Consider the following 13,602-nt stretch of genomic DNA (forward strand, 5'->3'; position numbering starts at 1 on the left):
GCCGCCTTCCATCATCGGCTAGTGACTCTCCCTTCATAGTCATGAATCGGCGAGGTGCACAATGGGTGCCGTGCGCATCCACAGAAGGCTCGCGGCGCGCTTCGGTCTGCGCCGGAGCCGAATGTTGCTGTGGGCGAAGTACTCGGCATCCTCGGTGATCTCGACCGCGGTGAGTCAGGTCGCCTTCGCGTTGTGTTACTGGTTCGGCGCGATGCCCTTGGTGGCCACGGTGCTCGCCTGGATCGCCGGTGGCATCCCGAACTACCTGCTCACCAGGCGCTGGGCCTGGGAACGCCCCGGCCGGATGTTGCCCTACGCAATCATCGTGGTCGGGAACGCGGGCGTCGCGGCACTGGTGACCAGCCTCACCGACCTGGCGGCCCGGGCCTGGATCGACTCGCTGTTCTGGCAGACCATGCTGGTCAGCAGCTCGTACTTCTTCACCTTCGCGGTGCTGTTCGTGGTCAAGTTCAAGCTGTTCGACCGCTGGGTGTTCGCCGAGCCCGTCGCAGTACGTACTCCCGCAGCCACGTAGTGATCATCACGCGCGCGTAGTTGGCGCCGTACACGAGTCCTGGTCCTTTCTTGCTGGTCCCGTTGTCGCGCCGGCGCATTGTCATCGGTAGCTCGACGACTCGTGCTTTGTGTGCGAGTGCGCCGAGGAGAAGCTCGGACGATTGGTACTGCGGCTCTCGGAGCGTGATCGCGGTCGCTAGGTCTGACCGCATAGCGCGGAAGCCGAACGATGTGTCGGTCAGGCGGTGTCGCGTCAGGATCGACGCCAGTACGGCGAACACTCGCACACCCAGCCACCGCAGCCGACTGTCGGCGTCCTCCGCGCCGAGTCGGCGTGACCCCGTGACGAAGTCGGCCTCGTTGTCGAGGATCGGTTGCAGTAGTACGCCGAGTTCCTCGTTGTCGTATTGGCCGTCCGCGTCCGTGGTCAGTCGCAGCAGTTCCATGTTGTTCAGGTACTGCTGCGAGTCCACATAGATGATCCCCGGCTGGTACGCGACCGTCGCCAGCACGCGCAGCGCCGTACCGGCGACCAGGAAGACGCCCAGCAGCCAGTGGCGTCTCACATGTGCTGGAAGTACTGCCATGTCCGGGCGAGGCCCTCGTCGAGCGAAACCTCCGGGGCGTAGCCCAACTCGCTAGCGATGTCGACGATCACTGCGGGCATCTCACCGGCCGGTGCTTCGATGTGCTCAGCCGGAATCGGCTTACCGGTGACTGCGCGCACCGCCTCCACCAGCTCGAGCACCGACACCGACTGACCGGAGCCGATGATCGCGCGGCCGTCGTACCCGGTCTCCAGCGTGAGCAGTACGGCGTTGACCACGTCGTCGATGTAGACCAGGTCCCGGCGCTGAGTGCCGTCGCCGTGCACCTGCACTCCGGTACCGGCGAGTGCCGCCCGCATCAGCCGCGGTACGAAGCTGTCCTTGTGCGACATCCCCGGCCCGTAGACATTGGTGAACCGCAGTGCGGCGGTGGCCAGCCCGTAGCTACCGGAGTACGCCGACAACAGCATCTCGCCGGCCGCCTTGGTCGCGCCGTACGGCGTGAGTGGGCTCAACGGGAGATCCGCGGTGATGGTCGCCGTACCGACGTCACCGACGACCGCGTTGGTCGAGGCGAGCACGAACCGGTCGACACCGCTGCCCCGGGAGAGCTCCAGGAGCACCTGGGTGATGGTGACGTTCTGCGCGAAGGTCGCCATCGGTGCGTCCACCGAGCGCAGTACCGAGGTCAGGGCGGCCAGGTGGACCACTGCGGTCGGCCGCGTCTCGAAGGCGCCGATACAGACCTCCTGGTTGGCCAGGTCCCCGGTCACGACGGTCACGCCGTCGTCCCACGTGGGATCCGGCGGCTCCCGGTCCACTGCCGTCACCGGCACATCCCGCTCCCGGAGAGCGCGTACCACCGCTCGCCCGATGAAGCCTGCCGCACCCGTGACCAAGACCCGTTCCGCCATAGCGATCAACCTACGCCGGGAGAGCAACTGAGCCGCATCCGGAAGCGGGCTGCGACAAGGCCTTGACCAAGCGTCATGAAGATGGGGAAGATCACCCCGGACGCGGGCTGACAACCTTGTCATCGGGGCCGCGTAAACCCTCCGGCGCACTGGCTCAGGCCGTCGCGCCGGTCCGGCCGTGCAAGGAGCGTGGATGAAACTCCGCCGCCCACTAGGGGTCGTCGCGTCGCTCGGGCTAGTTGTGACAATGTCACCAGTTATGACGTCAGCGCATGCCGTCCCGCCGAACACTTCGGCCACCCACAACGAGCCGGTGGTGAGCGGAGCCTCGTTCTTCACCTCGTTCGAGTCCGGGCAACCGCAGCCCGGCTACACCGACACCGTCGAGACCGGGCCGGACGGGAAGCCCCGCGCGGGCGGCGTCCAGGGCCCGACGCCGACCGGGGTCGGCGGCAGCGAGATGGACAAGGTCAAGCTGATCACCGCGAGCGGCGAGAACACCGGCGGCGGTGAGATCGCCTCGAACGCCGCCGACGGGGACAAGTTCACCAAGTGGCTGGTCTTCACCAAGACCGGCTGGCTGACCTACGAGACCTCGGCCCCGGTCGTGATCCGGAAGTACGCGCTCACCTCGGCGAACGACGCCGACGGCCGCGACCCGCAGAACTGGACCGTGCAGGGCTCGAACAACGGCACCGACTGGACCGTGCTCGACACGCAGACCGGTCAGAGCTTCGAGAACCGGTTCCAGACCAAGGAATACAGCTTCACGAACGAGACGGCGTACAAGTTCTTCAAGTTCGACGTCACGCTCAACCACGGCGAGAACATCGTCCAGCTCGCCGACTGGTACCTCTCGAATGGCGATCCGCTGCCGCCACCGGGCCCGGTGGCCGAGTCGCGGCTGGACTCGGGCCCGACCAGCGCCTACAACGCCCGCGCCCGGGTCGGTTTCACCGGCGTGAAGTCGTTCCGGTACGCCGGGCACCAGACGACCGAGGGTCGTGGCTTCACCTGGAACAAGATCTCCGACGTCGACCTGAAGGTCGGCCGGGACACCCGGTTGTCGTACAAGATCTTCCCCGAGCACATCGAGGGTGACCTCAGCTACCCGAGCACGTACGCCGCGCTCGACCTGGCGTTCTCCGACGGGACCTATCTGAGCGACCTGCGCGCCAAGGACCACCACGGCTTCGGGCTCAGCCCGCGCGGCCAGGGCGACGCCAAGGGTCTGTCCACGAACCAGTGGAACAACATCGAGGCCGACCTCGGCAGAGTTGCCGCCGGTAAGACGATCAAGCGGATCCTGGTCGGCTACGACAAGCCGACCGGACCGGCCGACTTCCGCGGCTGGGTGGACGACATCCGGATCGCCGGCGCGATCAACCCGGACTCCGCGGCTGCGCGTACCGCCGCCAAGCACCCGTCCGACTTGGCGCTGACGACCCGTGGCACCAACGCGACCGGCGGCTTCTCCCGCGGCAACAACTTCCCGGCGACCGCCGTACCGCATGGTTTCAACTTCTGGACCCCGGTGACGAACGCCGGCTCGCGCTCCTGGCTGTACGACTACGCCAAGGGCAACAACGCCGAGAACAAGCCGACGATCCAGGCCCTGTCGATCAGCCACGAGCCCAGCCCGTGGATGGGTGACCGGCAGACCTTCCAGGTGATGCCGTCGACGGCGGCCACGCCGACCGCGAACCGGGCCAACCGCGGGTGGTCGTTCAGCCATGACAACGAGGTCGCCCGTCCGTACTACTACGGGGTCGAGTTCGACAACGGGAACGCCGCGGAGATCGCGCCGACCGACCACGCGGCGATGCTGCGATTCAGCTTCCCGAAGGGCGGCGCGTCGCTGGTCTTCGACAACGTGACCAACGAGGGCGGCCTGACGCTGGACCCGGAGACCGGTGTGGTGACCGGCTTCAGCGATGTGAAGAGCGGCCTGTCGACCGGCGCCGGCCGACTGTTCGTGTACGGCGTTGTGGACCAGAAGGTAGTTGCCTCTGGCAAGCTGTCCGACGGTGGCGGCGCGAACGTCGGTGGCTACTTCGGATTCGACCCGGCCGTCACCCAGGTCCAGCTGCGGCTCGCGACCTCGCTGATCGGTACCGAGCAGGCTCGCAAGAACTTGGAGATGGAGCTCCCGGCCGGATCGAAGTTCGGCAAGGTCAAGGACGCGGCGCAGGACCTGTGGGACGCCAAGCTGCGCACGATCGAGGTCGAAGGTGCCACCGCGGACCAGCTGACCACGCTCTACTCGAACCTGTACCGCCTGTTCCTCTACCCGAACAACGGCTCGGAGAACACCGGCACCAAGTCCAAGCCGGTCATCACCTACGCCTCGCCCACCTCGCCGAAGGTCGGTCCGGACACCCCGACCACGACCGGCTCGAAGATCGTGGCCGGCCAGACGTTCGTCAACAACGGTTTCTGGGATACCTACCGGACCGTGTGGCCGGCGTACTCGCTGTTCGCGCAGGACGAGGCGGCCGATCTGGTCAACGGCTTCGTCCAGCAGTACAAGGACGGCGGCTGGATCTCCCGCTGGTCCTCGCCGGGCTACGCCAACCTGATGGTCGGTACGTCGTCCGACGTCGCCTTCGCCGATGCCTACCTGAAGGGGATCAAGGGCATCGACGTCCAGGCCATGTACGACGCCGCGGTCAAGAACGCGTCCGTCGTACCGCCCACGCAGAACGTCGGCCGTAAGGGGATGGACCTGTCCACCTTCCACGGCTACACCGCCAACAGCACCGGCGAGGGCTTCAGCTGGTCGATGGACGGTTACATCAACGACTACGGCATCGCGAACCTGTCGAAGGCGCTGTACGACACGGCAAAGAAGAGCGATCCCCGCAAGCAGGAGTACCTGGACAACTACAAGTACTTCCTCAACCGGGCCCGCAACTACGTCACCCTCTACGACCCGACGGTCGGCTTCTTCCAGGGCAAGAACCCGGACGGTAGCTGGGGAACCTCGCCGAACCTGTTCGACCCGCGCGACTGGGGTCACGACTACACCGAGACCAACGCCTGGAACATGGCGTTCTCGACGCCGCAGGACGGCGCCGGTCTGGCCGCGATCTACGGCGGCCGGGACGGTCTGATCAAGAAGCTGGACGAGTTCTTCAGTACGCCGGAGGACGCGCTGCACCCCGGCGGTTACGGCGGCACGATCCACGAGATGCTCGAGGCTCGCGACGTACGGATGGGTCAGTACGGGCACAGCAACCAGCCGTCGCACCACCTGACCTACATGTACGACTTCGTCGGCCAGCCGTGGAAGACACAGGCGCTCGTCCGTGAGGCCGTGTCGCGGCTCTACCTGGGGTCGGAGATCGGCCAGGGCTATCCGGGTGACGAGGACAACGGAGAGATGTCCGCCTGGTACCTGTTCAGCGCGCTCGGCTTCTACCCCCTGCAGGTCGGTTCGCCGTCGTACGCGATCGGATCGCCACTGTTCAAGAAGGCGACCGTCCGGCTGCCGGGCGGTAAGAAGCTGGTGATCAGCGCACCGGACAACAGCGCGAAGAACATCTACGTGAAGAGCGTCCGGATCAACGGGAAGAAGTGGACGTCGACGAATCTCCCGCACGATCTGATCGCGAGCGGCGGCAAGATCGAGTTCGAGATGACGGACAAGCCGTCGAACTGGGGTTCCGGACGCAACGACGCCCCGCCGTCGATCACCACCGCCGGCGAGGACCCGAGCACCTGGCGGGACTCCACCTCGGACGAGGGCGCCGTGGTCACCGGCTCCGCGGATGTTGCCGCGCTGACCGACGACAACGCGAGCACCCAGGTCACCCTCACCGGTGACAAGCCCACGGTGACGGTCGCCCTCCAGCAGGGTCGCCCGGTCGGCATGTACACGCTGACCAACGGCACAACCGGTACGGCGCCGTCCGCCTGGGTGCTCGAGGGTTCGAACGACGGGACCACATGGTCGACGGTCGACAAGCGGACCGGGGTGACCTGGCCGTGGACGTCGTACACGCGGTCGTTCAGCATCGCGTCGCCGAAGGCGTACACGCAGTACCGGCTGGTGCTGGCGCCGGCTGGTGCCGACGGGGTGACGCTGGCCGAGTTCGAGCTGCTCGGGACACTGAAGGGGATCGAGGTCGGGACGCATCCGAGCGACAAGCGGGTCGCGGAGACCCGGCCGAGCCCGACGCCGTCCCAGTCGATCGACCGCAACTACGGGTAAGTAAAACCCGCGGAGCCTGCCCCTGAGAGGTTCCGCGGGAAATTGAGGAGGGGTGGCGGTCCCCGCCCGGACTGCCACCCCTTCACCCCTATCGACGGCCGGGATCGCCGACGGGTTGCCTTCCACCGCAAAGAGTCCACATGCCGGACAAACTCTTACCGGTTCAGGGCGAACCATCCCAGGTTGAGCAGCGCGATCGCGACCGTGGTGGAAACGGTGACCGGCGACTTGAGACCGGCTCGGGCGGCGAGAACCGGCAGGGCGAGGACCATCGCGATCCCGCCGAGCTGGACGGCGAAGAGCGGGCCGAGGCTGTTGATCGCACAGTTCTCGGCACTCGGCGGGCACAACGGCACGCCGAGCTGGAACAGAACGGCGTAAAGGAGGCCGACGGCCAGACCGACGTACGCCGCTTGGAGCGTCACCCGGCCGATCGACTGCGTCTGCGTCTCCATGCGATCACGCTAGGCGCGCAATCGGAGTCGAGTCATGAGGAGAACTACTCAGCCGGTCCAGCGGCCAGTGAAGAAGCCGGCCGCCCAGATCGCGGCGAGTGGTATCGCCACGCTGAGGTAGAGCCGGCCGAGCCAACGATGGCGGTGCACGACAACCGCGAGGCCGATCCAGAGCGGCCACCACAGCAGCGTCGCCCGGGTCAGCGAGTAGATCCAGAACGACGTACAGAAGGCGCCGACGGTGGCGGCCACCCAGGCTGCCTCACCCCAGGAACGGCGCCGGAGCAGCCAGGCGAGGAGCAGCAGACCGATCACCAGCGTGACCAGCTCGGCCCGGAACATCCAGGTCCAGTCGCTGCGTTCGCCGGCGAAGTGGCCGCGCGAGGCTGCGTCCCAGGTGTGGACGAGCGACTCCCACGGCCAGGTGAACTCGCGCGCCCAGCCCTTCTCCTGCGCCTCCTGCCAGGCGAACCACGAGCCGTGGATCTGCTTCAGATAGGCCATGAAGCCGAGCACCGGAATGGCCGGCAGCGCCAGCCAAGGAGCCGACGGCCAATCGCGCTTCTTCGAGGTGATGAACTCGACCACGAGCGCGCAGGCGAGGAAGATCCCCGAGACCCGGACGGTCGCGGCCAGCGCGACGAAGATCGCAGCTCGCGCCCAGCGCCCCTGCCGGGCGGCGAGCCAGGCGGGGAAGGCGAAGGCGCAGAACAGCGCCTCGGTGTACCCGGCCGCGAGGAAGACTCCGACCGGAGCGCCGTACCAGACCACTGCCGCATTCGGACCGAGTCCCTTGAGCTCCGGGAACTCGTACTGCGCGAGTCTCGCTAGGTAGACGCCGGCGACCGCACTGGCCACGGCCGAGACGACGATGCCGGCGCCGAAGTACCCGACGCCGGTGAAGTGCACGAGATGGACCAGGAGCGGGAAGCCGGGAAAGAACGCGGCCAGCGGCGCCTGCGACGGCTCACCGTTGTTGTAGCCGAACTCCGCGAGCGCCTTCAGATGCCAGACATCCCACTGCACCCAGGCGCGCCAGACATCCGGGTAGTCCGTCCCGCGGTTGAAGAGCAGCGGCGCCGATATCGACAGCAGGAACAACCCCACCCGGGTGACAAGCCACCACCCGAGCACCTCCCGCGTCATCGCCGTCGGCAACCACCGCCGCAGCCCGACCCCCTCCACCCGTGCCCGCCGCGCCCGCCCCGGCCGCGCCTCGACGGCGGCTGGGGACGGCTCCGGTGGCGGGGCGGCTGGACTACTGACCACCGCCGCCGGGTTTCTCCGGGTCCTCCGGGTCACCGCTGCCTGGTGGTGTGATGGTCGGCCAGCCCGGCGTCTTGGTCGGCTTCGTCGGCTTCGTCGGGCCGCTCGGGGTGTTCGTCGGCCCGGTCGGCGTGTTGGTGGGCCCGGTCGGCGTCTTCGTCGGCGGCCCGCTCGGGGTGATCGTCGGCGTGATGGTCGGGGTGATCGTCGGCTTCGGCGGCTTCGGGCTCTCCTCGACCGAGCCCTTCTCGGGCTCCTCGAAATCCAGGTCGTCCTGGCCGTCGAGGGCCGGCTTCATGTAGGCCAGCCAGGTCTTCAGCGGCCAGTTGCCACCGAAGAACGCCTCGTCCTTCGAGTACGGGTCGAGGTCGGCCTCACCGGTCTTGCCGGCCCGGTAGAGCACGGAGGTCGACAGCTGCGGCGTGTAGCCGGTCCACCACGAGGTCAACGTGTCAGTGCCGGCCTTGCAGCCGTCACAGGCCTTGTCCGCCGCGCGATGCTCCACCGCGACACCACCGGCGGTACCGGTCTTGCCGGCCACCGGGCGGTCGAGATCCTTGGCCCCCTCACCGGTGCCGTCCTCGACAACGGTCTCGAGGATCTTGTTGACCTGGCGGGCCAGGTTGATGTCGAAGGCCTGGGTCTGCTTCAGGTTCTTCTCGTCCGACCAGACCACCTTGCCGGTCTTGTCGGTGATGCTCTTGATCACGTGCAGTTCCTTGGCCTTGCCCTCGGCCGCGAAGGTCGCGTAGGCGTTGGCCATGTCGACCGGCGACGCGTACGGGTCCGGACCGAGCACCGTCGACGGGTTCTTCCGGCCGATCTCCAGCGCCTTGGTCTTCGGGATACCTGCCGCCTCGGCGGCGTTCACCAGCTTCTCCGGCCCGTCTTCCATCTGCTTGTCGACCAGGTCGTAGAAGGCGGTGTTGACCGACTCCTGCGTCGCGTACTGCAGGTCCACGTCGCCGTAGTCGTTGTTGAACTCGTTGTTGAACTCCTGGCCCTGGACCTCGATCGGGCTGTCGCCCTGCAGTTTCTCCCAGGGTGAACGCCCGTCCTGCAGGGCCGCGGCCACCGCGAACGGTTTGAACGACGACCCCGGTCTGGCCTTCGCCGTTGCCCAGTTGATCTGGCTCTTCAGGAAGTCCGGACCGCCGTACATCGCGATCAACTGACCGGTCCCGGGCTTCACCGCCGCCATCCCGACATGCAGGTTGTCCCGCTTCTTCGGCAGCCGGGTCTCGGCGGCCTTGACCATGTCGGCCTGCTGCGTGGGATCGAAGGTGGTGACGATCTTGTACCCGCCGCCGGTGATCTGGTTCTCGGTGAACCCGCGGCGGAGCAGTTCCTTCTTGGCCATGTCGAGCAGGAAGCCCTGCGGGCCCCGGTACTTGTTGTTCTTCTTCGGCTTGTCGATCTTCGGTAGTGCCTTGGAGTACTTGTCCTGCTCGGCCTGGGTGATCGTGCCGCTCAGTCGCATACCGTCCAGGACGTACTGGTACCGGGCGAGGATCCGCGGGTGGTTCGCCTTCTTGTCGACGTCGAACAGCGTCGGGTTGTTCAGCACCGTGGCCAGGAACGCTGCCTGCGGGACGGTCAGCTTGCTCGGGTCGGTCACCCGGAAATAGGCGTTCCCCGCCGCCGCGACGCCGTACGCGCCCTCACCGAAGTAGATGGTGTTCAGGTATCCCTCGAGCGTCGTGCTCTTGTCCTGCTGGCGACTCAGCTTGGTCGCGATGAACAGTTCCTTGAACTTCCGGGACGCGGTCCGGTCCTGGTTCAGGTACATGATCTTCACGTACTGCTGGGTGATCGTCGAACCACCCTGCAACTGCTCACCCTTGGCGATGTTGTACGCCGCCCGCAGCATGCCGGTCGGCGAGATGCCGGGGTTGGTCCAGAAGGTCCGGTCCTCGGCGGCCAGGATCGCGTCCTGGACCCGCTTCGGGATCTGCTTCAGCGGGACTGTCGTCCGGTTCTGTTCGTAGAACCGGCCCATCGTCACGCCGTCACTCCACGCGACCGTGGTGGTGTTCGCCTCGAAGGCCTTGTTGACGTCCGGGATCTCGGTCTTCTGGTAGATGATGAAGAACGCGGCGGTGCCGACGATGATCCCGAGGAACCCGAAGGCAGCCAGCCAGCCGAGCACCCGGAGCGCCCAGTGTCTCTTGGCCCGGCGCGGCGGAGCGGCTTTTCTACGAGCTTCACTCACAGTGCAATCCTCGACGATCTCGCGGAAGTCATTGCCCCACAGACTACGGCGGGTGTGGTAACGGGCCCGAATCCGCTCCGGAGGGTACCAACTCCGGGGTTCGGGGGCGAATCATCCGGTGACGTGCGGCGCCAGGAACGTGACAGCGAGTAGCGCTGCCGGGAAGCACGCCAGGAACATGGTGAACGTGTAGCCCATGATGTCGCGGGCCTTCAGCCCCAGGATCGCGAGCGTCGGCAACATCCAGAACGGCTGCAACAGGTTGGCGCTCGCCTCGCCGAGGTCGTACACGATCACCATCCAGCCGGCATCGACGTTGAGCTCGTTCGCCGCCTGCAGCACGTACGGCGCCTCGATCACCCACTTGCTGCCACCGCTGGGCACGAAGATGCCGAGGATGCACGAATAGATCGCCACCAACGGCGCGAGCAGGAACTGACTACTTGCCTGCACCAACCAACCGGCCAGCCGGGCGGAGATGCCGGTATACGCGATCATGCCGAAGATGCCGCCGTACAAGGGGAACTGGAGCAGTACGCCGGCCGCGGCGGGCGCGCCGTCGCGCACCGCGCGCGCCATCCGCCACGGGCGCCAGTGCAGCAGCATCGCGAGCAGGAACAGGATCAGGTTGACGGTGTTGAGGTCGAGTGCGCTGAAGAAACTCTTGTTGTCGAAGTAGCGGACCAGATACGTCACACCGAGCGCGACGATGAACAGACTGAACAGTGGCGAGTGCTCGAGCCAATCCCCCGGCCTGCGCTTCGCGTTCTCTTCTCTCTGTCCGTTGTACGCCGATCCTCGGCCGATGAGCGGTTTGAGCTCGATGCCGTGGTCGGCCGCGGTCCGCGAGCTCCCCTCGCCCGGCGCGATGAACCAGGCCATCGCGACACCGACGACGTACACGAAGAGTGTTGCGACCAGCGCCTGCCAGGTGAAGATCGTTTCGCTGAGTGGAATGAGCCCGCTGGCGCGACCGCCGGCCTTGATGACCTCCTGGACCGGTGCGGGACTACTGCTCGCGCTCGCTACCTGCAGCGCTGCCGATCCGGAGAGGCCCTGCGCCCAGACCGTCCCCAGCCCCAGGAATGCCATCGCCCCCAGCGCGCGGTAGTCGGCCTTGGGCACGTTGCGGGCCACCTCGCGCGCCAGGATCGCGGCGAAGATCAGGCTGAAGGCCCAGTTCAGGTACGACGCGAGCATCGCGACCGCGGCCACGAACGCCACCGCGGATCGCGGGCTCTTCGGGATCCGCGCCAACCGGGTGATCAACCGGGCGACCGGTCCGCTGGTCGCGACGGCGTACCCGCCGATGATGATCATCGCCATCTGCAGGGTGAACGTGATCAGGCTCCAGAACCCGATGCCCCAGGCATCGACCAGCCCGAACCCCTTGGTCGCGGCCGGATCGTCCGGGCGCTTCAGCAGCGGTTCACCCGTGACGAGCCCGAACAGCAGCACCACGAAGGTGCCGACCAGGACGAACCCGAACGCGTCCGGCAGCCACTTCTCGGTGAACGCGGTGAACCGCAGGGCCACCCGCGCCAGCGGACCCTCGCCCTCGAGTTCGTGCTTGGCGTGCTTTCCGTGGCTGTCGGTCACGACTCTCCGCTCCTGGATCACGACGCAGGGTGTTATCCGATTAAACGGCTCCGGCCGCCTGACGTAACAGGTTTCCGGCGCGTGCCGCCGTACGAGGTGACAAAGACGACCTTTGTCATGAGTTGTCCACAGCTCGGAGCTCTGCTTACAGTGGCGACACGATGTATCGAACCGATACATCAGGTTCTGACAAACTGGACCGAGGAGGTGGGGGTCATGGGAAACCGCAGTGGGGTCCTGGAGCTCGCCGTACTCGGTCTGCTGCACGAAGCGCCGATGCACGGCTACGAGCTCCGCAAGCGCGTCAACGCCCAGTTCGGCTGGGGACGCGTGCTGTCGTTCGGATCGCTCTACCCGTGTCTGAAGGCGATGCTCCGCAACGGCCTGATCACCGCCGACCCCGGTACGCCGGAGGCGGGGCGCAGGCCGAAGATCGTGTACACGATCACGGCCGACGGCAAGGACCACTTCGCGCACGCGATGCACGACGCGGGTCCGTCGGCCTGGGAGGACGACACGTTCGGCGTCCGGTTCTCGTTCTTCGGCCGGACCGATCCGGCCACCCGGCTGCGCATCCTCGAGGGCCGGCGCGCCCGGATGGAGGAGCGGCTGGCGAACTTCCGGGCCGCGATGAGCCGGACCGCGGAACGGGTCGACGCCTACACCCTCGAGCTGCAACGGCACGGCCTGGAGTCGGCCGAGCGCGAGGTCCGCTGGCTGAACGAGCTGATCGACGGCGAGCGGCGGCAGCAACCCTCCTCCCAACATCCCCCACCGCCTGACCAAGGAGATTCCAGATGACCTCGATCCGGGTAGCGATCGTCGGCGTCGGCAACTGCGCCAGCTCGCTCGTCCAGGGCGTGCACTACTACCGTGACGCGAAGCCTGAGGAGCGCGTCCCCGGTCTGATGCACGTCCAGTTCGGCGACTACCACGTCCGCGACGTCGAGTTCGTCGCCGCGTTCGACGTCGACGGCAAGAAGGTCGGCCTGGACCTCGCCGACGCCATCGGCGCCAGCGAGAACAACACGATCAAGATCTGCGACGTGCCGCCGTCCGGCGTCACCGTGCAGCGCGGTCACACCCTGGACGGTCTCGGCAAGTACTACCGCGAGACCATCACCGAGTCCGACGCAGCCCCGGTCGACGTCGTCGCCGCACTGCGCGAGGCCCAGGTCGACGTACTGGTCTGCTACCTGCCGGTCGGCTCCGAGCAGGCGGCCAAGTTCTACGCCCAGTGCGCGATCGACGCGAAGGTCGCCTTCGTGAACGCACTCCCGGTCTTCATCGCCGGCACCAAGGAGTGGGCCGACAAGTTCACCGAGGCGGGCGTGCCGATCGTCGGCGACGACATCAAGTCGCAGATCGGCGCCACCATCACGCACCGCGTGCTGGCCAAGCTGTTCGAGGACCGCGGCGTCACCGTCGACCGGACCTACCAGCTGAACGTCGGCGGCAACATGGACTTCAAGAACATGCTGGAGCGCGACCGGCTGGAGTCCAAGAAGATCAGCAAGACCCAGTCCGTCACCTCGCAGCTGGTCGACGACATCGACCCGCGCAACGTGCACATCGGCCCGTCCGACTACGTGGCCTGGCTGGACGACCGCAAGTGGGCCTTCATCCGGCTCGAGGGCCGCAACTTCGGTGACGTCCCACTGTCGCTGGAGTACAAGCTCGAGGTCTGGGACTCGCCGAACTCGGCCGGCATCATCATCGACGCCATCCGCGCGGTGAAGATCGCCAAGGACCGCGGCATCGGTGGCCCGATCCTGTCCGCGTCGTCGTACTTCATGAAGTCGCCGCCGGAGCAGTACGCCGACGACGTCTGCCGCGAGCTCGTCGAGAAGTTCATCCGCGGTGAGGTCGAGCGCTAGGT

10 protein-coding genes are annotated in these 13,602 nt (G+C 66.7%); 4 read left to right on the forward strand and 6 right to left on the reverse strand.

The window, feature by feature from the left end; translation table 11 throughout:
* Positions 1 to 70 precede the first annotated feature (70 nt).
* The gene (locus ABD231_RS32140) at positions 71 to 535 is read left to right on the forward strand and encodes a GtrA family protein (protein WP_344160416.1); all 465 of its coding nucleotides are present in this window, start codon (positions 71 to 73) and stop codon (positions 533 to 535) included.
* Here ABD231_RS32140 and ABD231_RS32145 read toward each other — a convergent pair.
* Positions 471 to 1,082, reverse strand: coding sequence for a glycosyltransferase family protein (locus ABD231_RS32145; protein ID WP_344160419.1), 612 nt, complete (start codon positions 1,080 to 1,082; stop codon positions 471 to 473). The two genes, ABD231_RS32140 and ABD231_RS32145, sit on opposite strands and share 65 nt — an antisense overlap.
* Entirely contained in the window at positions 1,079 to 1,978 is a 900-nt protein-coding gene (locus ABD231_RS32150; RefSeq protein WP_344160422.1) for an NAD-dependent epimerase/dehydratase family protein, read from the reverse strand. Before ABD231_RS32150 ends, ABD231_RS32145 begins: the two co-directional genes overlap by 4 nt.
* 259 nt (positions 1,979 to 2,237) lie before the next feature.
* Here ABD231_RS32150 and ABD231_RS32155 point away from each other — a divergent pair, with 259 nt between their 5' ends.
* Entirely contained in the window at positions 2,238 to 6,191 is a 3,954-nt protein-coding gene (locus tag ABD231_RS32155) for a GH92 family glycosyl hydrolase (protein WP_344160425.1), read from the forward strand.
* A gap of 155 nt (positions 6,192 to 6,346) precedes the next feature.
* Here the strand turns inward: ABD231_RS32155 and ABD231_RS32160 are convergent, their stop codons facing one another.
* The 4 genes from ABD231_RS32160 to ABD231_RS32175 all read right to left on the reverse strand — a co-directional run bounded on the left by ABD231_RS32160 (position 6,347) and on the right by ABD231_RS32175 (position 11,723).
* Positions 6,347 to 6,646: a hypothetical protein gene (locus tag ABD231_RS32160; protein ID WP_344160428.1), complete on the reverse strand. Its 300-nt coding sequence runs from the start codon at positions 6,644 to 6,646 to the stop codon at positions 6,347 to 6,349.
* A gap of 48 nt (positions 6,647 to 6,694) precedes the next feature.
* On the reverse strand, positions 6,695 to 7,792 hold the full coding sequence (locus ABD231_RS32165; RefSeq protein ID WP_344160431.1) for a mannosyltransferase family protein: 1,098 nt from the start codon (positions 7,790 to 7,792) through the stop codon (positions 6,695 to 6,697).
* 112 nt (positions 7,793 to 7,904) lie between these two features.
* Positions 7,905 to 10,124, reverse strand: a complete 2,220-nt coding sequence (locus ABD231_RS32170) for a transglycosylase domain-containing protein (RefSeq protein WP_344160434.1) — start codon at positions 10,122 to 10,124, stop codon at positions 7,905 to 7,907.
* Between the two features lie 111 nt (positions 10,125 to 10,235).
* On the reverse strand, positions 10,236 to 11,723 hold the full coding sequence (locus tag ABD231_RS32175; protein WP_344160437.1) for a short-chain fatty acid transporter: 1,488 nt from the start codon (positions 11,721 to 11,723) through the stop codon (positions 10,236 to 10,238).
* 216 nt (positions 11,724 to 11,939) lie between these two features.
* On the opposite strand from ABD231_RS32175, the gene ABD231_RS32180 reads away from it, so the two are divergent.
* Positions 11,940 to 12,524 carry a PadR family transcriptional regulator gene (locus ABD231_RS32180; protein ID WP_344160440.1) on the forward strand — a complete coding sequence of 195 codons (585 nt, stop codon included), beginning with the start codon at positions 11,940 to 11,942 and terminating at the stop codon, positions 12,522 to 12,524.
* On the forward strand, positions 12,521 to 13,600 hold the full coding sequence (locus ABD231_RS32185) for an inositol-3-phosphate synthase (protein ID WP_344160443.1): 1,080 nt from the start codon (positions 12,521 to 12,523) through the stop codon (positions 13,598 to 13,600). Before ABD231_RS32180 ends, ABD231_RS32185 begins: the two co-directional genes overlap by 4 nt.
* Positions 13,601 to 13,602 lie beyond the last annotated feature (2 nt).

The organism is Kribbella yunnanensis (genome assembly GCF_039529655.1).
Taxonomy (GTDB): Bacteria; Actinomycetota; Actinomycetes; order Propionibacteriales; family Kribbellaceae; genus Kribbella; species Kribbella yunnanensis.